We start from the raw sequence: 23,448 nt of genomic DNA, 5'->3' as shown, positions 1-23,448 counted from the left end.
CAATCAATTCCTTAACGGGTCAGTCTCGCTGTTCGCGATATAAAGCAGCGAGTTTTACAATGGTTTTATGGTAACACTTTCTTAGCAGCTACCTCACGGGTGCGGTTAAATCAATAAAGGACTCAATATGATTCATCGTGATCAACTAGTAGCGGCTTGTGACCATCAGTTACGTGCGGCAGAGTTTAAAGATTTTACCATTAATGGCTTACAGGTGGCGGGCAGTGAACACGTCAAGCGCATCATGACCGGTGTTACTGCCTGCCAAGCGCTGCTGGACGAAGCCGTTGCCTGGCAGGCAGATATGGTGCTGGTGCATCACGGTTACTTTTGGAAAAACGAGCCCGTGGCGATTACTGGTATGAAGCAGCGGCGGATTAAAACCCTGCTTGATCATGACATTAGTCTGTTAGCGTATCATCTGCCTCTGGATGCGCATGCCGAGATGGGCAATAACGCGGAGTTAGCCCGTCACTTGGGGTGGAAAGTAGAGGGATGCATTGATGGCGCGCTGGGGGAGGGGCTTTTGTGGTCAGGACGATTACCGCAGCCACACTCAGTCAGTGAGCTGGCAGCGCAAATAGCGCAAACCTTACAGCGCAAGCCGTTGGTCATTGAAGCCCCGCAGGTGGGAGATATTGAGCGCATCGCCTGGTGTACCGGTGGTGCGCAGGACATGATCACCGACGCCTATGAGTCGGGCGCACAGGTATTTGTATCAGGTGAGATATCCGAGCGAACCACTCATCTGGCGAGGGAGATGGGTATTCATTATATCGCCGCCGGGCACCATGCCACTGAACGTTATGGTGTTCAGGCGCTGGGCGAGTGGCTAAGCGATGAGTATGACGTTGAGCACCGCTTTGTGGATATTGATAATCCCGCTTAACGCATTAAATGCCCCGGATCACCGATAACAGAAGCCGGGGCTGATCAATCATTATTAGTAGCGCGGCGGCTGGGGTGTCGCCGCCTCATTGCTCTTCAAGCCAAAGTCTTCTGACAGCGTGCCGCCCTTACCATCCGCGTAGTCACGTGGCGTCGAAGGGGAGCTGGCGTCTGCCGTCGTCTGCTGCTCGCGCGCTGGATCAATACCCGAGAGATCAAGGCTAGGCTGAATAGCAGCGTCGCGAATATCCCACTCCGCGGCGTCCTCTTTCAGTTGAAGCTCAAGCTGGTTGGCTTCGTCGCGTATATTGCTTAGGCGTTGATAAATACCCGTTAAATGGCTGCCCACGCTGCTCTTCATCTCGGCAATCTGGTGCTCGCGTTCGAGTAGCTTTTGGCGCATGGAAGCCGCTTCACGCTGGCTTTTGCTGAAGAGGCGATAAGCAACCGCTCCAATGATCAGGCCGACGATAAAACCGATTATGGCAAACGTTAATGGTGAGCTCGCGTCCACAGTGTTCTCCCTGGCGCCTTGAATATAATGATTTAGAGGCTGCATATGCTAGCAGCTTAAGAATCAAACAGGCTGCCATTATAGGCGTCACTCAGCCGGTTGGGTCAATCCGCTCATGCGCTTAGATGTCTCTACAGGTATAATCACAACCTTTTCAAGGTTGCCAGTCATGTACTGGCGGCTGCCTTACATGCTGTGGGAGGCGAGTGCATGTCATCAACAACTGCGAGTAGGGCATCGTCAAAAACGCGCCCTGCATCGCCTATAGAGCGCTATCGGGCGGACTTAGAGCGCGATGATTTTCAATATGATGCAGCGCAGGAGTTGGCAGTAAAGCATCTACAGCGGCTCTATGATGAGCTTGTCGCTGCGCCAACAACCGTTCCCAAAGCTCTGGTTGCGAATAAGGGGCTCCATAAAGGGTTAAAAGCCAAGATGGCGGGTTTCATGGGCAAGAAATCCTCATTGGCTGATGAGCCTGTCTTGCCCGATATCCAAGGCCTCTATTTTTGGGGTGGGGTAGGGCGGGGCAAAACCTACTTGGTCGATACCTTTTATGAAGCCTTGCCCTTTCCCGACAAAATGCGTACCCATTTTCACCGCTTTATGCAGCGTGTCCATAACGAGCTGACCCACTATAAAGGTGAAAAGAATCCACTGACCCTAATCGCGGGTAAGTTTGCTACTGAGGCGCGGGTTATTTGCTTTGATGAATTTTTCGTCAAAGATATTACCGATGCGATGATTCTTGCCAACTTGCTAGAGGCGTTATTTGAGCGCGGAGTGGTATTGGTGGCGACCTCTAATATCGTACCTGATGATTTATATAAAGATGGCCTACAACGGGCGCGCTTTTTGCCAGCCATTGAGCTTGTGAATCGTCATTGTGAGGTGGTTAATGTCGATTCTGGGGTGGATTATCGACTGCGCGCATTGGAGCGTGCGGCCATCTTCTACTCGCCGCTGGATGAAGCGGCTGAGCGCGAACTATCGCGCAGCTTTCGGGAAATAGCCGGGCACGAAGGCGAGTCACAGGCGTCGCTAGAGGTAAATCACCGTGTGTTGAAAACGCGTCGGCTGCATGATGATGTCGCCTGGTTTGAGTTTCTTGAGCTGTGTGACGGGCCGCGCAGTCAAAATGACTATATTGAACTGGCCAGGGAGTTTCATACAGTGCTGGTTTCCAATGTGAGGCGTATGAATGCCAAGCAGGATGATCAGGCACGCCGCTTCATCAATATGGTCGATGAGTTTTATGATCGTGGCGTCAAACTACTGATGTCCGCGGAAGCGCCGATTGAAGAGCTGTATAGCGATGGCAAGCTAACGTTCGAGTTCCAGCGGACGTTGTCGCGTCTACAAGAGATGCAGTCCAAGGAGTACTTGGCGCTGGCGCATAAGCCTTAAAGCCTGACGGGGTGTCGGCTCAGTAAAAAAGTCACGATACGGCTTAACTTGTCAGTAGCCTTACTGTAGAATGCCGCCTCGCTGCATGTTGCTGGGTTAAACCAGCAACCAAAAAGAATAGGGATGGTGCTTCGCCGTACAACGGTGTAAGTCACCCAATACATTTAATCTGGTGATTTCATCCATGAAGACGTTCAGTGCTAAGCCGCAGTCCGTCCAGCGCGACTGGTATGTAGTCGACGCTACGGACAAAACGCTCGGTCGTCTGGCAACCGAGATTGCTCGCCGCCTACGTGGCAAGCATAAGCCCGAATTTACCCCTCACGTTGATACTGGCGACTACATCGTCGTGATCAACGCAGAGAAAGTCCACGTAACTGGTAATAAGGCGAAGGCTAAAACCTATTACCGCCACACTGGTTACCCGGGCGGTCTGCGCTCTATGACATTCGACAAAATGCTTGATCATGCGCCCGAGCGTATCATTGAGTCTGCCGTTAAAGGTATGTTGCCGAAAGGTCCCTTGGGCCGTGCCATGTACACGAAGTTGAAAGTGTACGCTGGCGACGAGCATCCGCATGCTGCCCAACAGCCGCTTGAACTGAACCTCTGAGGAAATCTTCGCCATGACACAGCAGTATTACGGTACCGGGCGCCGCAAGACTTCCACCGCTCGCGTGTTTATGAAGCCGGGCTCTGGCAAAATTACTGTCAACAACCAAGACCTTGACCTCTACTTTGGTCGTGTTACCGGTCGTATGGTTGTTCGCCAGCCGCTTGAATTGACTGAAACCCTGAACCAGTTTGACATCTTCGTGACTGTCGCTGGTGGTGGTGGTTCTTCTCAAGCTGGTGCGATCCGTCACGGCATTACACGTGCCCTGATGAACTACAATGAAGACCTGCGTCCTTCGCTACGTGCCGCTGGCTACGTAACGCGTGATGCACGTCAAGTTGAACGTAAGAAAGTCGGTCTGCGCAAAGCACGTCGTCGTCCGCAGTTCTCGAAGCGTTAATTTTTACGCTATGCGGAAAAACGCCCAGGTCATCGACCTGGGCGTTTTTTATTGGAATATCAAAAAATTATATTGCTCGTACCACTATGGTCACGAGCGGTTGTTCTTGTGCACAGCGCTTTGTTTTTTTACCATAGAGCGTAATTAATATTCGTCGCCGCAAGACGCCTTTGTGGCGGAACGGGTAAGCTGATGGGAGAAACCTGAAATGGCAGATAACGGCGTAAACAAAGGCCGACGCCGTTTCCTCGTAGGCGCCACCTCCGTTGTGGGTGCGGTAGGTGCTGTCGGGGTAGCGGTACCCTTTGTGGCTTCTTGGCAGCCTAGTGCCAAAGCAAGAGCGGCGGGTGCTCCCGTTCAAGCAGATATTTCCAAGCTTGAGCCTGGGCAGCGTATGACCGTTGAGTGGCGTGGTCGGCCAATATGGATCATTAATCGCACGCCGGAAATGATCGAGCGTACTGAGTCGCTGAGCGGTGAGCAACTGGCCGATCCGGATTCGGAAGAGCCACAACAGCCCGCTTATATCGAGGGTGGATTGCGCTCTATCAAGCCCGAGATTGGGGTGTTGATCGGTATTTGTACTCACCTAGGCTGTTCGCCGTTATTCCGGCCTGAACCCGACGCAGAGGGCGTAGGCGTTGATAACTGGCCGGGTGGTTTCTTCTGCCCATGCCACGGTTCCCGCTTTGATTTGGCTGGTCGCGTATTTAACAACGTTCCTGCGCCGACCAATCTTGAGGTTCCACCCTACCGCTTTGAGAATGACGATATCATTATCGTCGGCGAAGATGAGGAGACTGCCTAATGGGTAATCCGAATAAAGCCAAGGCGGAAAAAGGCCTCATGCGTTGGGTGGATGATCGCTTCCCTGCTACTCAGATGTGGCAAGAGCACCTCTCCAAATATTACGCGCCGAAAAACTTCAATTTCTGGTACTTCTTTGGCTCGTTAGCGCTGCTGGCGCTGGTCAACCAAATCCTCACCGGGGTTTGGTTGACCATGAGCTTTAACCCCTCAGCTGAAGGTGCCTTCGATTCCGTCGAATACATCATGCGTGATGTGGAATGGGGGTGGTTGATTCGCTATATGCACACCACGGGGGCCTCCGCCTTCTTCCTCGTTGTCTATCTGCATATGTTCCGTGGCCTTTTGTACGGTTCTTATAAAGCCCCGCGCGAGTTAGTGTGGGTCTTCGGCATGACTATTTACCTGGTGCTAATGGCGGAAGCCTTTATGGGTTATCTGCTGCCGTGGGGGCAAATGTCCTACTGGGGTGCGCAGGTGATTATCTCGCTGTTCTCAGCGATTCCGGCGATCGGCCCTGACCTGGCACAGTGGGTGCGTGGTGACTTCCTGATTTCAGGCATTACCCTAAACCGCTTCTTTGCACTGCATGTGGTTGCGCTGCCAATCGTTATTCTGGCACTGGTTGTGCTGCACATCATTGCTTTGCATGAGGTGGGCTCGAATAACCCGGACGGCATTGATATCAAGCAGAAGAAGGATGAGGCTGGTGTGCCGTTGGATGGAATTCCTTTCCACCCTTACTACACGGTGAAAGACCTTGTCGGTGTGGCAGTGTTCCTGTTCGTTTTCTGCGTAGTGGTGTTCTACTTCCCCGAAGGTGGTGGCTACTTTATTGAGCGGCCTAACTTTGATCAGGCGAACCCGCTGCAGACACCAGATCACATTGCCCCCGTTTGGTATATGACACCGTTCTACGCCATTCTCCGCGCCATCACCTTCTCGGTCTTTGGTTTAGACGCCAAGTTCCTAGGGGTTATCTTTATGGGCGCGGCGATTGCAATCCTGTTTGTTCTGCCCTGGCTGGATCGTAGCCCCGTGCGCTCTATGCGTTACAAAGGCTGGATGTCGAAAGTCATGCTGCTGCTGTTTGCTATCAGTTTTGTCATCCTGGGTGTTTTAGGTGTGTTGCCATCGACAGAGGGTAGGACACTGCTAGCCCAGGCGTGCACCGTGATCTATTTCGCCTTCTTTGTCTTGATGCCGTTCTACACCAAGCTGGAGAAGACTAAACCCGTTCCGGAAAGGGTGACTGGCTAATGAAAAAGTATCTATTTGGACTCCTTTTCGCCTTAGTGCCAGTAACCGCGATGGCTGCGGGGGGCGCAAGTGTGCCTCACTCGATGGATCCTGATCTGCATGATCAGGCCTCGTTGCAAAATGGCATGAAGCTCTATGTTAACTACTGCATGGGCTGTCACTCGCTTAACTATCAACGCTTTTCGCGTGCGGCAGACGACTTGGGGATGCCTCAGGATTTGGTTGAAGAGAATTTGATTTTCTCGTCAGATTTGGCTTACAACGATCAAATGCATAACGCCATGAACAGCGGTGATGCGGAGGGTTGGTTTGGTGCGCCGCCGCCCGACCTGTCGCTCAAGACGCGTGTGCGTGGGACCGATTGGATTTACTCTTATTTGCTCGGTTTCTACAAAGATCCTAGCCGTCCCACGGGCGTTAACAATACGGTGTTTGACCTAGTGGCAATGCCGAACGTGTTAGAGCCTCTGCAGGGCGTGCAAGAGCTGGTATGTGCTGAAACCGATCACCCGGTAGAAGGGCAAGAACCGGATGCGTTATCGGGCAAGTATCAGTCTTGTAACGTGCTGCAAGTGACCGAGCCGGGGGAGCTCGAACCTGCGGAATTTGAGGAGGCGATGTATGATCTTACTAACTTCCTGGCTTATGTAGGTGAGCCCTCCAAGCTTCAAGCACAGGCGCTGGCACCTAAAGTACTGATCTTTATTTTCATTTTTGGTGTGATTGCTTACCTGCTCAAGCGCGAGTACTGGCGAGATATCCACTAATTAGCAGTAGCTGATGGTCAGTGGGGCGCACGGCGTAAGTCGTGCGCCTTTTGCTTGTCAGCATGGCAGTAAAGCAAAGCAAGCTGGCTTCCCCTAAGGTAGCGCTGGCGTGTTATTATCCAAGATTGTTTTGATGTGAGGATGCTTTCATGGGTGTTGTGGCCAAACGGTCGTCGATGATCTTTTACTCAGGCAGTGATGATCATTTCAGTCATCGTGTGCGCATTGTGCTGGCCGAGAAGGGGGTTGCCGTCGACATCGTCGATGTACTCGACGAAAAACCACCGGAAGAGCTGGCAGACCTCAATCCGTACAACAGCGTACCGACGCTGTTAGATCGTGACTTGGTGCTGTATGAGTCCAAAGTTATGATGGAGTACCTGGATGAGCGTTTCCCGCATCCTCCGCTATTGCCTGTTTATCCAGTAGCGCGTGCGCAAAGCCGCCTATGGATGCACCGCATTGAGCGCGAGTGGTGCCCAATGGTCGACCTGATTCGCAGTGGTGGAAAGAAAGAGGCAGATAAAGCGCGTAAAGAGTTGCGTGAAAGTCTGATCGGCATATCGCCAATTTTCGAGGATATGCCTTACTTCATGAGCGAAGAGTTTACGCTGGTGGATTGTTGTTTAGCGCCTGTATTGTGGCGTTTGCCGGAACTCAATATCGAATTGCCCGAGAAGCAGGTTAAGCCGCTGCTGTCCTACATGTCGCGAGTATTCGAGCGTGAAGCGTTCAAGGCATCTTTAAGTGAGCGTGAAAAAGAGATGCGCGCTTGAATTCATTTGGCTCCTTTGTGCTTGATAAGGGCAGGGAGCCTTTCTTGTAAGGAGGAGGGAGTCTAGATGAAATCGAGTCGCCCCTATCTCGCCCGAGCACTCTATGAGTGGTTGCTGGATAATGAGCTAACGCCTTACCTGGTGGTTGATGCTACCTTGCCTGGCGTTGAGGTGCCCCGTCAGTTTGTTCAAAACGGTCAGATCGTTTTGAACGTGGCGCCGACTGCAGTACGTGATCTTTTTATGGAGAATCAGGCGATAGGCTTTAATGCGCGCTTTGGCGGGCAGCCTATGCAGGTAATGATACCGACTCCGGCCTTAATCGCTATTTACGCCCGTGAGAACGGTGCAGGAATGGTCTTTGGTCATGAGCCTGAGCTAGGTGATGGAGCCGACTCTTTTGGCGCTATTGAGGACGAAGAGAAGCCCTCTAGTAAGCCTGAGCTGTCGATCACAGAGCCCGTCTCCGAAAAGAGTGACAGTGACTCAACGGCGTCAGCGGATACGTCTGAAAAAGAGTCTCAAGCTAAGAGCAAGACGAAGAAAAAACCCACCCTGCGGGTCGTTAAATAACACCCTGGGGTGTGCCGCCCACAAAAAAGCCTCGCTTATTAAGCGAGGCTTTTTTGTGGCTGCTAAAACGCAATGGGAAAACAGTGGATTAGTCTAGGTAATCAAATACTTTTACGATTCGTTGTACACCACCAACCGAGGAAGCGGCATTGACGATACGGTCAGCCTCTTCCCGGGTCACGCGGCCCATCAGATATACGCTGGCATTTTCGGTGGTGACTTTGATTTTTGAAGAGTCGATGCGGTCGTTGGTTGCCAGGTGGCTGACGACATTCGTGGTGAGCCATGTGTCGGTCAGGCGCTGGCTGGCCGGTAGGCGAGCGGCGATGGTGAGTTCGTTGTGGATGTCAGTAACACCGCGTAGGTTGCTGGTAACTTCACCCGCCATATCGCGAAGCTCTTCACTGGGTACTTGGCCCACCAGGAGCACAACGCCGTTATAACTGTGGGCACGAATGCGGGCATCGCCTAGCCGGGCGTCAGCACGCTTTAACGCGTCATCAACTTCACGCTCAATGGTGGTGTCGATGGCTTCAACATCGTCGCTACGCTGAGCATAGTTGGACTGATTGGAGGCTGAGTTGTTAGCGCAGCCGGTAATGAAGAGTGCCGCGCAAAGCGCAACGGCCATGAAGCCGCGGGGGGAGAGGCGTTGGGTCATCGTATGACTCCTTTGATGCTAGCAGTTAAAGACATCGTGGTTGTTAACACAGTACAAATGGCGACTAAGCGCTGCCAAACAACTGTTCATCGATAAGATCGCATAAACAGTGAATCACCAGCAGGTGAACTTCCTGGATGCGGGCCGTTGATGTCGCCGGGACGCGAATCTCGCAGTCATCCTGGCCTAACAGTGACGCCATATCGCCACCGTCGCGGCCGGTAAGGGCAACTACGGTCATATCGCGATCATGGGCGGCTTGAATGGCCTGCACAATATTGCCCGAATTGCCACTGGTGGAGATGGCCAAGAGTACATCACCGGGCTGCCCGAGGGCGCGAATCTGCTTTGAAAACACCTCGTTGTAGCTATAGTCGTTTGCGATTGAAGTGAGCGTGGACGTATCAGTGGTGAGTGCCAGTGCGGGTAGGCTAGGGCGTTCTCGCTCAAAGCGGTTGAGCAGTTCAGAGGAGAAGTGTTGGCTGTCACCAGCGCTGCCGCCATTGCCGCAGGCAAGAATTTTTCCTTCGCTGACAAGGCACTGCACCATCATTTGGCTAGCCACTTCAATGAACGGCGGAAGTACTTCGCTGGCGTACGTCTTGGTGTCGATGCTAGCGTTGAAGTGGCCGAGTATCCGAGATTGAAAGTCCATCAGGGCTTCCTGGTTGAATAGTGATAAAGAGTGTTTTTTAAAGACCGTTTTTAAAGCCGGTTTATAAAAACAGCTTTAAAAAACAGTCAAAAGGCATCAAAGGCAGCTTTTACCCAGTGAAACTCAAGGTTGGGCGGCTTACCCGTTATGGCCAGGATATCAAAGCGGCAGGGTGAAGAAAGCCCGCCGCGGGCGATATAAAGCCGTGCTGCACGCACCAGGCGCTGTTGTTTCTGATAAGTGACGGTTTCCAGCGGGTGACCGTAGCGCGTCGTGGTGCGGTGTTTGACCTCAACAAAGACGAGAATATCGCCATCGCGCATTACCAAGTCAAGCTCACCCCCTTTCACGTAATGATTCTGCGTGACAAGGGTGAGCCCCTGTTGGCGCAGCCATTGAGCGGCAAGCTGCTCAATGGCTGCGCCGCGGGCACGGGCAGTATGGGCGTTAGTCGTCACTTTCGATCAGGTTAGGAATTAAAATAGGTGATGGGACGCCATTCTGGAATTTAGCCCAGGGCAGCTCGCGGTAGATGCGGCCATCGTCGCTTAAGTAGAGAGTGCCGGTGCTGCCATGAAGGCCGTTCAGCTCGCCAAGATTGGAAAAGCGGATAGCCAGCTCGTAAGCATCAACGCCCATTGCCATCAGGCGGAACATGGAAGCGTCTGATTCATCCCGCAGGCTTTGGTAGGTAGATGCAAAGGGCAGAGCCTCTTCGCCACCAACGGCGGCGTCGGGGATTTGCCAGGGGATATCAACGAACATGACATCGTTTAGATCTTGATCGAGGCGAGTCTGCAAGCGTCCTTCATGCAAGTGTGAGGTGGCATAGATTGGCAGATTGGGAGCGTAGTAGTAATCCATAGTCGGCGGTACCTGGCGCGCATACTCGGGCAGTGCGAGCAGGAATAGGGCGTCAATATTGCCTAGGCGCGCGCGATCACCGCTAACACTGAGCGCGGTTTGTACGGCATTGGAGACCGAGCTATCCGGGTTATAGCGCACGGCGTTGGTGATTTCGCCACCCTGGCTATGCCACTCATTCCAGAAGGCTTCGCCTACGCGTCGGCCCCAGCCGTTATCCGGAACCATCATGGACATTTGGCGGTGCCCGTCCTGCCAGGCGCGGCGGGCAACTTGGCGTGCTTCGTCTTCAGCTGAAAGGCCGTACTGGAAGAGTCGCTGGGCTTGATTGTTATCACCGCTACCATAGTTGAGTGCCAGTGTAGGGAGCGGCACGCTATTGCGCTGTTCTAGCTGGGTAACTCGATCCTTATCCAGCGGGCCAATAATTAACTGCGCATTCATTTGTTGGGCGCGGTCATAGAGCTCATCCATCGAGTAGCGCGAGGTGTCCAGGAAGCTTAGCTCGACGTTGCTGCCCTTGGCGTCATGGTGCTGCCGCATAGCCGAAGCGATAGTATTGGCGACGCTGCTAAGCGGGCCTGATTCGGGCAGTGCTACCACGATGCGGCGTATTTCCTGACCCTCAAGCTCTGGCAGCGCAACGCTCACTGCGCCGCTGGGCTGATCAAGCGCCTCACGGGCCCAGCGCTGGCGTTCTTCAAGCCGCTCCTGCTGGTTAGCCTGCATCGGCAGCTCGTCGCCGAGTACCTGAGTGGCGCGCAGCACGGCACGGGGTTCATTCAACGCGCGGGCAAGCTCGGAAAATAGCAGTGCCCAGCGTACCCGGTCGGGTTCTGAGAGCAAGCTTTCATCAATCCCATCGGCGGTTTCGAAGGCTCTGTCGCGCTCACCTTGACGGGCCAGAATATTAGCCGCTTCCAGGCGTGTTTTTGCGGCTTGCTCTGGCGCTTGCTGTTCCGCTTGGCTGAGTAGCTGGCCAGGGTTTTCATCGGGCACTCGATCTACCACGCTAGGCGATTGCATCGCACAGCCAGCAACGAGAAATGCCACAAGGGCAACGGCGAGTAAGCCACGTAATGACTGTTTCATGTATCCTTCCTTAGGTTTCCATTTGCGCTGTCGCTGCTTGTCAGCGATTGACCAAGCCACTGCACAAGCATAGCGCACCAGCAGGGCAAGCCATCAACGAATTGAGAGTCAACAATGACAGACGATAATCCGGGCACATTGTACGTGGTTGCCACGCCAATTGGGAATTTGGATGACTTAACCGCGCGTGCCGCTCGGGTGCTGGGCCAAGTGACACGAATTGCCGCTGAAGATACTCGCCATAGTGGCCGCCTGTTGGCGCATTTGGGGCTAAACAAGCCCATGCTCTCTTTACATGAGCACAACGAGGTGCGCCGGGTAGAGGCTTTGGATAGTTATCTCGCCGCAGGTGAAGATATCGCCCTGATCAGTGACGCCGGCACACCGTTGATTAGCGATCCCGGCTTTGTGCTGGTACGTGAACTGAGGGCGCGCAATCGCCATATTGTGCCTATCCCCGGCCCCTGTGCGCTGATTACTGCGCTGTCAGGGGCAGGCCTGCCAACAGACCGCTTTGTGTTTGCCGGTTTTCTGCCTGCCAAGCCAGGCGCACGACGCCAAGCATTGGAGAGTTGGAAAACCCGCGAAGAGACGCTGGTGTTTTATGAATCTCCCCACCGTATCGTGCATACCCTTGAAGCGTTACAGGCGCAAATGGCGGATCGCGATGTGGTATTGGCGCGTGAGCTCACTAAAACCTTCGAAACGTTTTTGCACGGTACGCCTGCATCGTTACTGGAGCAATTGACTGTCGACCCTAATCAAGCCCGCGGCGAATTCGTGGTGATTGTTGCCGGGGCTCCGCCGGTTGAGCAGAGTGAACATCAGGATATATCAGCGGACGCCTTGCTGGAGGCACTGCTGGCAGAGGGGGTTGGCGTGAAACAGGGCGCTGCAATTGCCGCGCGAATGCTTGGTGGTCGTAAGCAAGTCTGGTACGCGCGTTTGCAAGCAATCAAAGGTGAGCATTGAGGCAAGTCGAGGGCGCTGGTATGCTTGCCGCCGGAGTTGGCCAGACAGTCGCCGCTAATACCCCTTAAAAGGTGTTGGGGGAGGAAAGTCCGGGCTCCATAGGGCAGAGTGCCAGGTAACGCCTGGGCGGCGTGAGCCGACGGAAAGTGCAGCAGAGAGTAGACCGCCTAAGCCTTTCGGGGCCGGTAAGGGTGAAAGGGTGCGGTAAGAGCGCACCGCGCGCCTGGTAACAGTGCGTGGCATGGTAAACCCCACTCGGAGCAAGACCAAATAGGGATCCAATGGCGTGGCCCGCGCTGGATCCGGGTAGGTTGCTTGAGCGCTGTGGTAACGCAGCGCCTAGAGGAATGGCTGTCCACGACAGAACCCGGCTTATCGGCCGACTCCCCCACTTACGTACCAGAGCGTGTCCGCACGCTCTTTATTACGCTGTCACTATCATTTTGTGTGAGAAAAACATGCCTTCTCCTGACGCTGAACAGGTTGCTAACTGCTTTCGCCATACCAGCGTACTACTGGAAGGTGCTGTCGATACTCTGGTGCACGATGCGCGAGGCGGCTATTTAGATGGCACCTTTGGGAGGGGCGGTCACTCACGCTTGATCCTTGATCGTCTGGATGCTCAGGGCCAGCTGCTTGCGATGGATCGCGATCCCCAAGCGATTGCCGCGGCCGCTGACATAGACGATCCACGCTTTCAGATTGCCCAGCGAGAATTTGCTCAGCTCGCCGAGTTTGCCCGTGAACAGGGCGTATTTGGCAAGCTTTCCGGTGTGTTACTCGATGTTGGCGTGTCGTCGCCTCAACTAGATGACCCCGAGCGCGGCTTCAGCTTTATGCGCGATGGCCCGCTAGATATGCGTATGGATCCTACCCAAGGGCAAAGTGTGGCTGATTTCCTGGCCCGGGCCAGTGAAGCAGACATTGCCTACGTGTTTAAAACCTACGGCGAAGAGCGCTATGCCAAACGTTTGGCCCGCGCTGTGGTCACTCGCCGGGTCGAGAAGCCGTTTACCCACACGGTGGATTTGGCCGAGGTATTAAAAGTAGCCCACCCCGCCTGGGAAAAGGGACGCCATCCTGCCACCAAAGCGTTTCAAGGGCTGCGTATTTTCGTCAACGGCGAGCTGGAGCAGTTAGACAGTGCTTTAGACGCCGCGCTAGAGGCGCTGGCACCTGGTGGTCACTTAGTGGTTATCAGCTTTCACTCGTTGGAAGATCGCCGCGTGAAGCGCTTTATTCGCCACCATGTCCGCGGCGATACCGACTTGCCGCGAGGGGTGCCGATTCGCGATGATCAAATGAATCGGCGTCTTGAAGCGCTAGGCAAAGGTGTGCGGCCAAGCGAGGAGGAAGTGGATGCCAATCCCCGCGCACGTAGTGCCGTCATGCGGGCTGCACGCAAACGGATGTAAATGTCATCATGAGCATGGATCGGATTGAGCAGTGGGCAACCACGCTACGCACCGAATGGCCTTTCAGGCTGCGTTTACGCGCCTGGCCGGTAGCTATTACGCTACTCTTTCTACTCTGCATGGCCTCCGGGCTGGGCGTGGTTGTCACTACCCATATGACGCGGGTTCAATTTGCTCAGCTGCAACAGCTGGAGCAAGAAGAGAACCAGCTGCAAACGGAGTGGGGACAACTGCTGCTCGAGGAGGGCGCATGGTCGACACCTGCCCGTATTGAACAAATTGCCACTGATCGCCTGGGTATGCGAATCCCCGATGTCCATGATGTTGAGGTGATTCGACCATGAGAAGCGAACGTCGAGGCGGTACCTCGCGTCAGGCGCCGATTGCCCCTCCGCTCGGCAGCGGGCGGTTCATGTTTATTCTGCTTGCGATTGGCTTGGCATCGGCTATTTTGATTGGTCGGATTACCTTGCTGCAGGTCATTGACCGTCCCTTTCTGCAAAGCCAGGGCGACGCGCGTACTCTTCGTCACGAAACTATCCCCGCCCACCGCGGCATGATTACAGACCGCAATGGCGAACCGTTGGCGATTTCCACTCCAGTGGTCACCCTCTGGGCCAATCCGCAAGAACTGCCCGACGATGCTATACAGCGTGTAATGCTGGCCCAGGCGCTGGGTATGACGCTGGGTGACTTTGAGGCGCGGGTAGCGCGCTTCAGCGAGCATGAGTTCATGTATTTACGTCGTCAGATGACCCCCGCGGCGGCCCAGCAGATTCTAAACCTGCGCACGCCCGGCGTTTACCCGCAGCGTGAATATAAACGCTACTATCCCGCTGGCGAGGTCGCCGCCCAACTGCTGGGGGTAACCAACGTTGACGATGTCGGTCAGGAAGGCCTGGAGCTTGCTTATCAGCCTTACCTGGCGGGGCGACCTGGTCAGCGGCGGGTCATTAAAGATCGCCGCGGGCGCCTGGTGCGTGAGCTGGGCGTTATTGACGAAGCCCAGCCGGGGGGCGAACTGACCCTCTCTATTGATCAACGCATTCAATATATGGCTTACCGGGAGCTGCGCGCCGCGGTGGTTGAGAATGAGGCCGATGGCGGCGTGCTGGTGATGATGGATGCCCGTACGGGAGAGGTGTTGGCTATGGCTAACTTGCCCTCCTACAACCCTAACAACCGAGCGGGGCTTGATCCGCGTGGGTTACGTAACCAGGCGTTGGTCGATGTATTTGAGCCCGGTTCGGTGATGAAGCCGCTGGCCATGGCTGCCGTGTTAGAGAGTGGCGTGGTGGACCGCGACGCTGTGGTCGATACCTCGCCCGGTTGGATGCGATTGGATCAGTTCACCATTCGCGATTTCCGTAATTATGGCGAACTGGATTTGGCTGGCATTCTGGAACACTCTTCGAATGTGGGGATGTCCCGACTAGCGCTGCGGTTGAGCGATACGGCGATTTGGGAAAAGTATAACCAGTTAGGGCTGGGGCAGGCACCCGGAACCGGTTTTCCTGGCGAGTCCACTGGCAGCTTACCGGCGCCGGTTCGCTGGTCGCGCAGCGAGCGGGCGACGCTCTCCTACGGTTACGGCCTATCCGTGTCAGCGGTGCAGTTGGCGAGTGCTTACACGGCGCTAGCCAATGATGGCGTGCGTTTGCCGCCTTCGCTGTTACGCCTTTCTGAGCCGCCCCAAGGCATCCCCGCGATAGAGCCCACGGTTGCCAATGACCTGTTGCGAATACTGGAAACTTCCGTTGCGGCCTATACCGGCGGGCGGCGAGCTCGTGTCGAGGGTTATCGTGTTGGCGGAAAAACGGGCACGGTGCGCAAAATAGGCCAGCAGGGCTATACCACCGATGCCTACCGCAGCGTTTTTGCCGGTATTGCGCCTATTTCCGACCCGCGTATTGTCACAGTGGTAATGATTGATCACCCCAAAGCAGGCGAATTTTATGGCGGCGCTGTTGCCGCACCGGTTTTTTCCAGCGTGACGGGGAATGCTTTACGCTTGCTGGACGTCCCGCCGGATCACGAGGCGGAGTAGTTTTTTAAGGAGATGGCATGACGCTGAGTCCAGGCGAAATATTAACGGCGCTCGCGAAAGTATGGCCCAAGTCACCACTGCCCGCTGACCTGCCCAAGCTGCCGGATCAGGTGCGCATTGAAATGAATTCGCGCAAGCTTGCCAAGGGCGACATTTTTGTGGCCGTGCCTGGTAGCCAGCGTGACGGGCGCGATTTCATCGAGCAAGCCCTTGAGGCTGGGGCTTCGCTTGTTTTAGCGCAGGGGTCTCACGGCGATGTACAGCTTGAGGGGCGGGTGTTGAAGCTACCGCATTTGTCGTCGCGCTTAGGCGAGCTAGGTAGGGCACTGTACCAGGTGCCTAGTGATCTGGAAGTCATTGCGGTGACCGGTACCAATGGTAAAAGCTCTGTTACTCACTATATTGCTGCCCTCAGCGAAGCGTTGGGAACACCTGCGGGTCTTGTCGGCACCTTAGGCGTGGGGCGTCCTGGTGAACTGAGCGATAGTGGCTTAACCACGCCTGGCCCCTTGGCGCTGCAGGCGACGCTGGGTGAGTTGGCCCAACAGGGGGTGAAGCGCGTTGCCCTCGAAGCCTCTTCCCACGCTCTGGATCAGTACCGGTTGGAAGCGGTCAACGTTAGTGTAGGGGTGTTTACCAATCTGACCCGCGACCATTTAGATTATCACGGCAGCATGGCGGCCTATGCGGCCTCGAAAGCCAAGCTGTTTCGCCGTTCTGAGCTTAGCTTGGCGGTGGTGAATGGTGATGACCCTTTGGCGCGCTTAATGCTGGCTGGTTCTAGTAGCCGCGTACGTGTGCTGGCCACTGGGCAAGACGAGGCCGTTACGCTGCGGGTGCTGGACTGGCAGGCGTTCGAGCAGGGGCAGCAGGCGATGATTGCGACCCCCGATGGCGAGAAAATGCTGCGCTTAACGTTAATGGGGCGCTTTAATTTAGATAACGTCCTGCTAGCGATGGCTGTGCTGTATGGGTTAGGTGAATCCCTCGATGCGCTGTTTGATGCAGCGACAACACTTTCTCCGGTGCCGGGGCGTATGGAGCGCTATGGCGATGTGGACGCCCCCAGTGTGGTCGTGGACTATGCCCACACACCGGATGCCCTACAGAGTGCCCTTCAGGCGCTACGTGCTCACTTGGGGGACGCGGGTAAATTGTGGTGTGTGTTTGGCTGCGGCGGGGAGCGTGATACGGGTAAGCGAGCCGAGATGGCCCGGGTCGCCGAGCAGTTGGCAGATCGCATCGTTGTCACTGACGATAATCCGCGGAATGAATCCGCCGCGCAAATCCGTGAGCAGATTCTGACCGGGTTCTCAACCGCTGTGCAGCCGATTGAAATTGCTGAGCGTCGCGAGGCCGTAGTAGCGGCTATTCAACAAGCTGGCGCCCAGGATGTGGTGCTGATCGCCGGGAAAGGGCATGAGGCGTATCAGGAGATACAGGGGGTGCGCCATCCTTACGCCGATAGCGAAGAGATTCAACGCGCTTTTGCTCAGCGGAGAGCGCAGTAATGCATTGGGCTCTTGGTCAAGTGGCCGCCGCGCTCGGCATCGAAGCGCCATCAGGCAGTGCACAGTTAATCATTCACTCGGTTGTTACCGATAGCCGTAAAATTGAGCCTGGCTGCCTGTTTGTCGCGTTAAAAGGCGTCAATTTTGATGGCCACGATTTTGTCGAGCGTGCCCATGCGCTTGGCGCGGCAGCGGCGTTGGTCGACGCACCTGTTGCCAGCGACTTACCCCAGTTGGTGTGTCCCGATACGCGCTTAGCCCTGGGATTGCTAGCCGGTGCACATCGACGTGCATGGCATGGGCCCTTGGTAGCGGTCACCGGCAATAGTGGTAAAACCACGGTTAAGGAGATGTGTGCGGCACTGCTGACGCCTTTGGGCGAGGTGTTAGCGACTGAGGGGAATCTGAACAACGATTTCGGTGCGCCGCTGACCTTATTACGATTGCGCCAACAGCACAAAGTCGCCGTGATAGAGTTAGGCGCTAATCATCTGGGTGAAATCGCCTGGACGGCGCCGCTGTCACAGCCCGATATTGCGATTATCACCAATGTCACCGGCGCCCATGTGGGTGAGTTTGGCGGCATGGGGCAGATCGCCCAGGCGAAAAGTGAACTGCTCGCCGGGCTAAGCGAGCAGGGTACGGCCATATTGAACCGCGATGATCGCTACTACTCCTTTTGGGCTTCGCGTGCGGCCCCAAGGCGAGTGGTTAGCTTTGGCTTTCATCCCCAGGCAGATGTCAGCGCCTCAGCGCTTTCCTGTGATCCTCAAGGGCGGTATGCTTTCACGCTACTGCAGCATGGTCAGGCGCTGGGCCAAGTGCGTTTACCGCTACTTGGCAAGCATAATGTCAGCAATGCCTTAGCTGCGGCTGCCGCGGCATTAGCGCTGGGCGTGCCGCCAGAGCAGATCATTACGCGCTTGGGTGCATTGCAAGCGCTAGCGGGTAGACTAACCGTAGTGCCCGGTTTGCGGGGGGGCAAGCTACTGGATGATACTTACAATGCCAACCCCGGGGCGGTCAAAGCCGCTCTGGATACGCTGGCAAGTTTCCCGGCTCCACGCTGGTGTGCGTTGGGCGTAATGGGCGAGCTGGGAGACGAGTCGGCAGCGCTGCATGCGGACATTGGCCGTTACGCTGCAGAGCTTGGCATTGATCAGCTGTTGACGCTGGGCGACGCGGCACGCGCTGCCAGCGAGGCCTTTGGTCGTGGGCTGCATTTTAACGATCACGAGGCGCTAACGCGTCATGTCACTAATACTTTGCCGCCGGACACCACCTTGCTGGTGAAAGGGTCGCGCAGTGCGGGCATGGAACATGTCATCAATGCACTGCGTTCGGATAAATAAGGTAAACGCCGTTCATGTTACTTCACTTGGCGAATTTTCTGTCGCAGTACCAATCTGATTTTCAGGTAGTCAATTATTTAACCCTGCGCGTGATTTTAGGCGCTCTCACCTCATTAATGCTCTGCTTATGGCTGGGGCCATGGATGATCCGCAAACTGGTCGAGGGGCAAATCGGTCAATCCGTGCGTGACGATGGCCCTCAGTCCCATCTTTCCAAGGCGGGTACCCCGACCATGGGTGGGGCGATGATTCTGTTGGCCATTGCCATGAGTACCTTGCTATGGGGTGACCTAACCAATCTTTATATTTGGGTGGTGTTAGGCGTCACTCTAGGTTTTGGTGCCATCGGCTGGGTCGATGATTACCGCAAAGTAGTGGAGAAAAATCCGCGTGGCTTACCCGCCCGCTGGAAGTATTTCTGGCAGTCGGTGGTGGGGATTGGGGCGGCAGTGCTGCTCTATTTGACTGCCTCAACGCCGGTCGAAACCAGCTTGTTAGTGCCAATGTTCAAAGAGGTCGCACTGCCGCTGGGCCTATTCTATATCGTGCTCACCTACCTAGTGATTGTGGGCAGTTCCAATGCGGTTAATTTGACCGATGGTCTGGATGGCTTGGCAATTATGCCTACGGTACTGGTGGCCATGGGCTTGTCAGTGTTTGCTTATGCCAGCGGCAATACGGTGTTTGCCGAGTATTTACATATTCCGTTTATTGCCGGTACCGGTGAGCTGGCGGTTTTTTGTGCCACCATTGCCGGTGCCGGGCTTGGCTTTTTATGGTTCAACACTTACCCCGCCCAGGTCTTTATGGGCGACGTAGGTGCCTTGGCGTTAGGGGCTGCGTTGGGCGTGGTGGCAGTGATCGTGCGTCAGGAGATCGTGCTGTTTATTATGGGCGGTATTTTTGTCATGGAGACGGTGTCGGTCATTCTTCAGGTGGGGTCCTATAAGCTTACCGGGCGGCGCATCTTTCGCATGGCGCCACTGCATCACCACTATGAATTGAAAGGTTGGCCTGAGCCGCGGGTAATCGTGCGTTTTTGGATCATTACCGTGGTGCTGGTGCTGCTCGGCCTCGCAACGCTCAAGGTTCGTTAATGAAAGTTCGTTGATGCAAATGGCCAAGAGTGGATCGACGGGTCGAGAGCATGAGGCGAGAGGAAGCCGGTGATGGTTCGAGTTGCTAAAGGATTAACGCTAGTGGTGGGGCTGGGGCTGTCGGGTCGAGCGATATGCCGCCATTTAAGCCGCTTGAAAGTGCCCTACATGGTAGCGGATACACGTGCCGAACCTCCGGGGTTGGATGACTTTAAAGCCGCTCATCCGGATGTTGAAGTTCACTGTGGCCCGTTAACGTCGCTGGATCTGCGTGATGTTGAAGAGGTAGTGGTTAGCCCTGGTCTTGATCCGAGAATGCCGGGTTTGATAGAGCTGGCGGATCAACTAAACCCGCACACAGGTGAACCGATGGTGGTGGGCGAGATAGCCCTCTTTGTACGCGCCGCTAACGCCCCCATCGCCGCTATTACCGGATCCAATGCCAAGTCAACAGTCACTTCGCTGCTGGGAGAAATGGCCGCTGCTGCCGGTGTTAATGCGGCGGTAGGGGGAAATCTTGGTACCCCCGCGCTGGATCTGTTGGCCAGCCATCCCGATGCCGCGCTCTATATCTTAGAACTTTCAAGCTTTCAGCTTGAAATGACGCCCCACCTGAATGCCAGTTGTGCTGCCTTTCTGAACTTATCCGAAGACCACCTGGATCGCCATGGGGATATGCACGGCTATCGTACCGCCAAACAGCGTATTTTTATGGGTGCCAAGCACGCCGTGGTGAATGCCGATGATCCTAACACGTGGCCTGAATATCCCGTTGACCAAGTGACTTACTTTACGCAAGCAGCCTCAAAGGGGAGCGAGTGGGGGCTGGCGCTTCACCACGAGAAGCTGACGTTAATGCAGGGCTTCACCCCTTGGTTGGCTATTGATGAGTTAAAAATGGCCGGCCAGCACAACTATCTCAATGCTTTGGCGGCACTGGCCATGGGGCAGGTGCTGGGCTTTGCGGCTGAGCCCATGTGCAGCGCGCTGCGGGAATTTAAAGGCTTGGTACACCGCAGCGAAGTGATTGCAGAAATTAACGGCGTCACCTGGGTTAACGACACCAAAGGCACCAATGTTGGGGCCACGCTGGCGGCGATTAACGGCATTGGCGCAACGCTGGAAGGCCGTTTGATTTTACTCGCGGGCGGGATTGGCAAAGGCGCAGATTTTACCCCGTTGGCCAAACCCTTAACAGCCTGCGCGCGTCACGTGCTGTTGTTTGGCAGAGACGCTCCGCTACTGGCCGAGGCGCTGCATGGGCACGTAACGACCCAGCAAGTTGACGATTTAACCCAGGCCATGCAGGCAGCGTTTGAACTCGCCCAGCCGGGTGACTGTGTGCTGCTCTCACCCGCCTGTGCAAGCCTGGATCAATTTGCCAATTACCCAGCGCGCGGCGAGGCGTTTCGTCGCTGGGTGCTGGATAAAGCATCGACTACAGCCGAGGAAGCGCCATGAGTCGAATTCAGCGTCTGCGCGCGGTGCTTACCACTCGGGATCTACCCTGCGACGTGTGGCTCATTGTAGCGGCGGTGGCCTTGGCGGGGTTGGGTTGGGTCATGGTCAGCTCGGCGTCGATTGGCTTGCTGGAAGATACCTATCACTACTCACGTCAGCACGGCGTTTTCCTGGTGCTTGCCATCATCGCCTGCGTATTTATGCTCTGTGTGCCGCTTGAAGTGTGGCGCCAAAACGCAGCGCTAATTCTGCTCGCCACTATTTTTCTATTGGTTTTGGTGCTGATTGTTGGTCAGGAGATCAATGGTAGTAAGCGCTGGATAGCGTTGCCGGGGCCCTTGCCGAGTTTGCAGGTCTCTGAATTTGCCAAAGTCGGGCTGATTTTCTATATGGCGGCGTTTATGTCGCGTTTTACCTACGATTTGCGTCGTCGAGCGTTCAGCATGTGGCGCCCTCTGGCCGTGCTGGCCGTACCGGTTGGGCTGCTATTTTTAGCACCTGATTTCGGCGGGATGGTGGTCTTTACCGTCTGCGTGATTGGCATGCTGATGATGTGCGGTGCCTCGCTGGTGCTGCTGGTTGGCAGCGGGCTGCTGCTCGGCTCCGGGGCGGTTGTAATGGTGTTGATCGAGCCCTACCGGCTGGCCCGGTGGACCAGTTTTTTAGACCCCTGGGCCGATCAGTTTGCGACCGGCTACCAGTTAACTCAAGCGTTAATCGCCTTCGGACGGGGGCACGTCACCGGTACTGGCTTGGGTAACAGTGTGCAAAAACTGCATTACCTGCCCGAAGCGCATACCGACTTTATCTTTGCCGTCATCGCTGAAGAGTTGGGCATGATCGGCGCGATTATCGTCGTGCTGTTGTTCACGCTGTTTATTGCCCGCGCTATGTGGATAGGGCGCAAAGCTGAGCTGGCAGGGCACCTATTTGGCGCTTATGTAAGCTACGGCATCGGCTTTGTCGTAGCCGCTCAGGCGTTTATTAACATGGCGGTAAGTTCCGGGCTGTTGCCGACTAAAGGGCTAACGCTGCCGCTGATGAGCTATGGCGGCTCTAGCCTGCTAGTAACAGGCGTAATGGTTGGACTACTGCTACGCACGGATGCTGAAACACGTCATCGCCCCCGACGCGCGTCCACCCCCTATAAATCGCGCCATGAACCGCGTTTATCGTAACGCTATGTCGCTTGGTGCTATCAGGAGTTTGATGTGACGACTAACGTTAGCCGACGAGTACTGATTATGGCGGGGGGCACCGGCGGCCACGTGTTCCCAGCCTTGTCACTCGCCAACGCTTTGCAGGCGCAGCAGGTCGACGTTGAGTGGTTGGGCAGTCCTAGAGGGATTGAAAACCGCCTGGTGCCCGAAGCGGGCATTACATTACATACCATTGCGGTTAGCGGGCTGCGCGGCAATGGCTTGACGGGCTGGCTAAAAGCACCGCTAAACCTTAGCCGTGCGGTACTGCAGGCGCGTGCGGTTATTCGCGACTTCAAGCCTCATGTGGTGGTCGGCTTGGGTGGCTTTGCCAGTGGTCCTGGCGGGTTAGCTGCTTGGCTGACGCGCGTTCCTTTAGTGATCCATGAGCAGAATGCCGTGGCAGGCCTGACCAATCGCGTGCTGTCGCGACTCGCCAAGCGTACCTATGCCGCTTTCCCCGAGGCCTTTGGGGCGCGTGCCGATGTCATTGGCAATCCAGTGCGTGACGATATCGCCGCCTTAGGGAACACCCCAAGAGATGCGGAGAGCCTCTCTGCAAGGCCTCTGCGGTTGCTGGTGGTGGGAGGCTCGCTCGGTGCCGTCGCCCTTAACGAGCGCTTGGCCCCCGCGCTGGCAGCTCTGCCCATTGAGCGTCGCCCCCAGGTGCGCCATCAGGCGGGTAAAAACCGTGAAAAGACCACTGCTGAAAATTATCAGCAGCACGGCGTGAGCGCCGAGGTTAGCCCCTTTATTGACGATATGGCCGCTGCCTATGAGTGGGCCGACTTAGTGGTGTGTCGCTCAGGCGCCTTGACTGTCGCGGAGTTGGCTGCCGCGGCCAAGCCAGCGCTGCTAGTGCCGTTTCCTTTTGCCGTTGATGACCATCAGCGGATCAACGCCCAGGTACTCGTCAAGGCGGGGGCGGCCAAGTGCGTGGTTCAGTCTGAGCTCACCGTTGAGCGGTTAAGTGAATTTTTAAATCAATTGCTCGTCCCAAATACCCTGGCTGCGATGGCGGCGAATGCACGTCAGGCCGCCCATTTAGACGCCACAAAGCGCTTGGCTGAAGGGTGTTTGGCGATGGTGCCGTTAGGAGACTCTGCGTGATCGA

Annotated in this window: 24 protein-coding genes and 1 other RNA gene; 20 read left to right on the top strand and 5 right to left on the bottom strand. The window is 55.5% G+C overall.

What is annotated here, in order from left to right; all coding sequences use genetic code 11:
• The first annotated feature begins 127 nt into the window (after positions 1-127).
• On the top strand, positions 128-889 hold the full coding sequence (locus AC4EYZ_RS02135) for a Nif3-like dinuclear metal center hexameric protein (protein WP_138800072.1): 762 nt from the start codon (positions 128-130) through the stop codon (positions 887-889).
• Between the two features lie 54 nt (positions 890-943).
• On the opposite strand, the gene AC4EYZ_RS02130 is transcribed toward AC4EYZ_RS02135, so the two are convergent.
• A complete protein-coding gene (locus AC4EYZ_RS02130; protein WP_022523921.1) occupies positions 944-1,402 on the bottom strand; it encodes a Z-ring associated ZapG family protein in 459 nt (152 codons plus the stop codon).
• A gap of 210 nt (positions 1,403-1,612) precedes the next feature.
• On the opposite strand from AC4EYZ_RS02130, the gene zapE reads away from it, so the two are divergent.
• From zapE to AC4EYZ_RS02090, 8 genes are all read left to right on the top strand, one after another.
• A complete protein-coding gene (zapE, locus tag AC4EYZ_RS02125; RefSeq protein ID WP_490204076.1) occupies positions 1,613-2,809 on the top strand; it encodes a cell division protein ZapE in 1,197 nt (398 codons plus the stop codon).
• Between the two features lie 184 nt (positions 2,810-2,993).
• The gene (rplM, locus tag AC4EYZ_RS02120; RefSeq protein ID WP_022523919.1) at positions 2,994-3,422 is read left to right on the top strand and encodes a 50S ribosomal protein L13; all 429 of its coding nucleotides are present in this window, start codon (positions 2,994-2,996) and stop codon (positions 3,420-3,422) included.
• Positions 3,423-3,435: 13 nt separating this feature from the next.
• Positions 3,436-3,825 carry a 30S ribosomal protein S9 gene (gene rpsI, locus AC4EYZ_RS02115; protein ID WP_022523918.1) on the top strand — a complete coding sequence of 130 codons (390 nt, stop codon included), beginning with the start codon at positions 3,436-3,438 and terminating at the stop codon, positions 3,823-3,825.
• A gap of 208 nt (positions 3,826-4,033) precedes the next feature.
• Positions 4,034-4,633 (top strand): ubiquinol-cytochrome c reductase iron-sulfur subunit, encoded by a 600-nt coding sequence (petA, locus tag AC4EYZ_RS02110; RefSeq protein WP_022523917.1) that lies wholly within the window; start codon positions 4,034-4,036, stop codon positions 4,631-4,633.
• The gene (locus AC4EYZ_RS02105; RefSeq protein WP_009287783.1) at positions 4,633-5,892 is read left to right on the top strand and encodes a cytochrome b; all 1,260 of its coding nucleotides are present in this window, start codon (positions 4,633-4,635) and stop codon (positions 5,890-5,892) included. The genes petA and AC4EYZ_RS02105 overlap by 1 nt, the downstream gene beginning before the upstream one ends.
• Positions 5,892-6,659 carry a cytochrome c1 gene (locus AC4EYZ_RS02100; RefSeq protein WP_009287784.1) on the top strand — a complete coding sequence of 256 codons (768 nt, stop codon included), beginning with the start codon at positions 5,892-5,894 and terminating at the stop codon, positions 6,657-6,659. The genes AC4EYZ_RS02105 and AC4EYZ_RS02100 overlap by 1 nt, the downstream gene beginning before the upstream one ends.
• 149 nt (positions 6,660-6,808) lie before the next feature.
• Entirely contained in the window at positions 6,809-7,435 is a 627-nt protein-coding gene (gene sspA / locus AC4EYZ_RS02095) for a stringent starvation protein SspA (RefSeq protein WP_007114711.1), read from the top strand.
• A 66-nt stretch (positions 7,436-7,501) separates the two neighbouring features.
• Entirely contained in the window at positions 7,502-8,008 is a 507-nt protein-coding gene (locus AC4EYZ_RS02090) for a ClpXP protease specificity-enhancing factor (protein ID WP_009287785.1), read from the top strand.
• A gap of 88 nt (positions 8,009-8,096) precedes the next feature.
• Here the strand turns inward: AC4EYZ_RS02090 and AC4EYZ_RS02085 are convergent, their stop codons facing one another.
• From AC4EYZ_RS02085 to AC4EYZ_RS02070, 4 genes are all read right to left on the bottom strand, one after another.
• Entirely contained in the window at positions 8,097-8,669 is a 573-nt protein-coding gene (locus tag AC4EYZ_RS02085; protein ID WP_022523916.1) for a BON domain-containing protein, read from the bottom strand.
• Positions 8,670-8,733: 64 nt separating this feature from the next.
• Positions 8,734-9,324 (bottom strand): phosphoheptose isomerase, encoded by a 591-nt coding sequence (locus tag AC4EYZ_RS02080; RefSeq protein WP_007114714.1) that lies wholly within the window; start codon positions 9,322-9,324, stop codon positions 8,734-8,736.
• 86 nt (positions 9,325-9,410) lie between these two features.
• Positions 9,411-9,782: a YraN family protein gene (locus AC4EYZ_RS02075; protein ID WP_022523915.1), complete on the bottom strand. Its 372-nt coding sequence runs from the start codon at positions 9,780-9,782 to the stop codon at positions 9,411-9,413.
• Positions 9,772-11,280, bottom strand: a complete 1,509-nt coding sequence (locus AC4EYZ_RS02070) for a penicillin-binding protein activator (protein WP_141441279.1) — start codon at positions 11,278-11,280, stop codon at positions 9,772-9,774. Before AC4EYZ_RS02070 ends, AC4EYZ_RS02075 begins: the two co-directional genes overlap by 11 nt.
• Before the next feature lie 114 nt (positions 11,281-11,394).
• Here AC4EYZ_RS02070 and rsmI point away from each other — a divergent pair, with 114 nt between their 5' ends.
• The 11 genes from rsmI (at position 11,395) to murG (ending at position 23,444) form a co-directional block, all read left to right on the top strand.
• Positions 11,395-12,252 carry a 16S rRNA (cytidine(1402)-2'-O)-methyltransferase gene (gene rsmI, locus AC4EYZ_RS02065; RefSeq protein ID WP_041158054.1) on the top strand — a complete coding sequence of 286 codons (858 nt, stop codon included), beginning with the start codon at positions 11,395-11,397 and terminating at the stop codon, positions 12,250-12,252.
• A gap of 32 nt (positions 12,253-12,284) precedes the next feature.
• An RNA gene (rnpB, locus tag AC4EYZ_RS02060) (RNase P RNA component class A) lies at positions 12,285-12,643 on the top strand.
• 67 nt (positions 12,644-12,710) lie between these two features.
• Positions 12,711-13,667 carry a 16S rRNA (cytosine(1402)-N(4))-methyltransferase RsmH gene (rsmH, locus tag AC4EYZ_RS02055; protein ID WP_141441277.1) on the top strand — a complete coding sequence of 319 codons (957 nt, stop codon included), beginning with the start codon at positions 12,711-12,713 and terminating at the stop codon, positions 13,665-13,667.
• Between the two features lie 8 nt (positions 13,668-13,675).
• Positions 13,676-14,011: a cell division protein FtsL gene (ftsL, locus tag AC4EYZ_RS02050; protein ID WP_022523909.1), complete on the top strand. Its 336-nt coding sequence runs from the start codon at positions 13,676-13,678 to the stop codon at positions 14,009-14,011.
• Positions 14,008-15,714 carry a peptidoglycan D,D-transpeptidase FtsI family protein gene (locus AC4EYZ_RS02045; RefSeq protein WP_027959095.1) on the top strand — a complete coding sequence of 569 codons (1,707 nt, stop codon included), beginning with the start codon at positions 14,008-14,010 and terminating at the stop codon, positions 15,712-15,714. Before ftsL ends, AC4EYZ_RS02045 begins: the two co-directional genes overlap by 4 nt.
• A gap of 17 nt (positions 15,715-15,731) precedes the next feature.
• A complete protein-coding gene (locus AC4EYZ_RS02040; RefSeq protein ID WP_009286389.1) occupies positions 15,732-17,225 on the top strand; it encodes a UDP-N-acetylmuramoyl-L-alanyl-D-glutamate--2,6-diaminopimelate ligase in 1,494 nt (497 codons plus the stop codon).
• Positions 17,225-18,577 carry a UDP-N-acetylmuramoyl-tripeptide--D-alanyl-D-alanine ligase gene (locus AC4EYZ_RS02035; protein WP_022523906.1) on the top strand — a complete coding sequence of 451 codons (1,353 nt, stop codon included), beginning with the start codon at positions 17,225-17,227 and terminating at the stop codon, positions 18,575-18,577. Before AC4EYZ_RS02040 ends, AC4EYZ_RS02035 begins: the two co-directional genes overlap by 1 nt.
• Positions 18,578-18,591: 14 nt before the next feature.
• The gene (mraY, locus tag AC4EYZ_RS02030; RefSeq protein WP_022523905.1) at positions 18,592-19,674 is read left to right on the top strand and encodes a phospho-N-acetylmuramoyl-pentapeptide-transferase; all 1,083 of its coding nucleotides are present in this window, start codon (positions 18,592-18,594) and stop codon (positions 19,672-19,674) included.
• Positions 19,675-19,746: 72 nt separating this feature from the next.
• Positions 19,747-21,135 (top strand): UDP-N-acetylmuramoyl-L-alanine--D-glutamate ligase, encoded by a 1,389-nt coding sequence (gene murD, locus AC4EYZ_RS02025; RefSeq protein ID WP_022523904.1) that lies wholly within the window; start codon positions 19,747-19,749, stop codon positions 21,133-21,135.
• The gene (ftsW, locus tag AC4EYZ_RS02020; protein WP_022523903.1) at positions 21,132-22,313 is read left to right on the top strand and encodes a putative lipid II flippase FtsW; all 1,182 of its coding nucleotides are present in this window, start codon (positions 21,132-21,134) and stop codon (positions 22,311-22,313) included. Before murD ends, ftsW begins: the two co-directional genes overlap by 4 nt.
• Positions 22,314-22,346: 33 nt before the next feature.
• The gene (gene murG, locus AC4EYZ_RS02015; protein ID WP_022523902.1) at positions 22,347-23,444 is read left to right on the top strand and encodes an undecaprenyldiphospho-muramoylpentapeptide beta-N-acetylglucosaminyltransferase; all 1,098 of its coding nucleotides are present in this window, start codon (positions 22,347-22,349) and stop codon (positions 23,442-23,444) included.
• The last annotated feature ends 4 nt before the right edge of the window (positions 23,445-23,448 follow it).

It is taken from the genome of Vreelandella sp. 162(4c), assembly GCF_058152265.1.
This window is presented reverse-complemented; position numbering and strand designations above follow the sequence as displayed.

Bases quoted from the DNA above. Each gene is read 5' to 3' on its own strand.
- AC4EYZ_RS02135 (WP_138800072.1), top strand. From the start codon at position 128: ATGATTCATCGTGATCAACTAGTAGCGGCTTGTGACCATCAGTTACGT.
- zapE (WP_490204076.1), top strand. From the start codon at position 1,613: ATGTCATCAACAACTGCGAGTAGGGCATCGTCAAAAACGCGCCCTGCA.
- rplM (WP_022523919.1), top strand. From the start codon at position 2,994: ATGAAGACGTTCAGTGCTAAGCCGCAGTCCGTCCAGCGCGACTGGTAT.
- rpsI (WP_022523918.1), top strand. From the start codon at position 3,436: ATGACACAGCAGTATTACGGTACCGGGCGCCGCAAGACTTCCACCGCT.
- petA (WP_022523917.1), top strand. From the start codon at position 4,034: ATGGCAGATAACGGCGTAAACAAAGGCCGACGCCGTTTCCTCGTAGGC.
- AC4EYZ_RS02105 (WP_009287783.1), top strand. From the start codon at position 4,633: ATGGGTAATCCGAATAAAGCCAAGGCGGAAAAAGGCCTCATGCGTTGG.
- AC4EYZ_RS02100 (WP_009287784.1), top strand. From the start codon at position 5,892: ATGAAAAAGTATCTATTTGGACTCCTTTTCGCCTTAGTGCCAGTAACC.
- sspA (WP_007114711.1), top strand. From the start codon at position 6,809: ATGGGTGTTGTGGCCAAACGGTCGTCGATGATCTTTTACTCAGGCAGT.
- AC4EYZ_RS02090 (WP_009287785.1), top strand. From the start codon at position 7,502: ATGAAATCGAGTCGCCCCTATCTCGCCCGAGCACTCTATGAGTGGTTG.
- AC4EYZ_RS02085 (WP_022523916.1), bottom strand. From the start codon at position 8,669: ATGACCCAACGCCTCTCCCCCCGCGGCTTCATGGCCGTTGCGCTTTGC.
- AC4EYZ_RS02080 (WP_007114714.1), bottom strand. From the start codon at position 9,324: ATGGACTTTCAATCTCGGATACTCGGCCACTTCAACGCTAGCATCGAC.
- AC4EYZ_RS02070 (WP_141441279.1), bottom strand. From the start codon at position 11,280: ATGAAACAGTCATTACGTGGCTTACTCGCCGTTGCCCTTGTGGCATTT.
- rsmI (WP_041158054.1), top strand. From the start codon at position 11,395: ATGACAGACGATAATCCGGGCACATTGTACGTGGTTGCCACGCCAATT.
- rsmH (WP_141441277.1), top strand. From the start codon at position 12,711: ATGCCTTCTCCTGACGCTGAACAGGTTGCTAACTGCTTTCGCCATACC.
- ftsL (WP_022523909.1), top strand. From the start codon at position 13,676: ATGAGCATGGATCGGATTGAGCAGTGGGCAACCACGCTACGCACCGAA.
- AC4EYZ_RS02045 (WP_027959095.1), top strand. From the start codon at position 14,008: ATGAGAAGCGAACGTCGAGGCGGTACCTCGCGTCAGGCGCCGATTGCC.
- AC4EYZ_RS02040 (WP_009286389.1), top strand. From the start codon at position 15,732: ATGACGCTGAGTCCAGGCGAAATATTAACGGCGCTCGCGAAAGTATGG.
- AC4EYZ_RS02035 (WP_022523906.1), top strand. From the start codon at position 17,225: ATGCATTGGGCTCTTGGTCAAGTGGCCGCCGCGCTCGGCATCGAAGCG.
- mraY (WP_022523905.1), top strand. From the start codon at position 18,592: ATGTTACTTCACTTGGCGAATTTTCTGTCGCAGTACCAATCTGATTTT.
- murD (WP_022523904.1), top strand. From the start codon at position 19,747: ATGGTTCGAGTTGCTAAAGGATTAACGCTAGTGGTGGGGCTGGGGCTG.
- ftsW (WP_022523903.1), top strand. From the start codon at position 21,132: ATGAGTCGAATTCAGCGTCTGCGCGCGGTGCTTACCACTCGGGATCTA.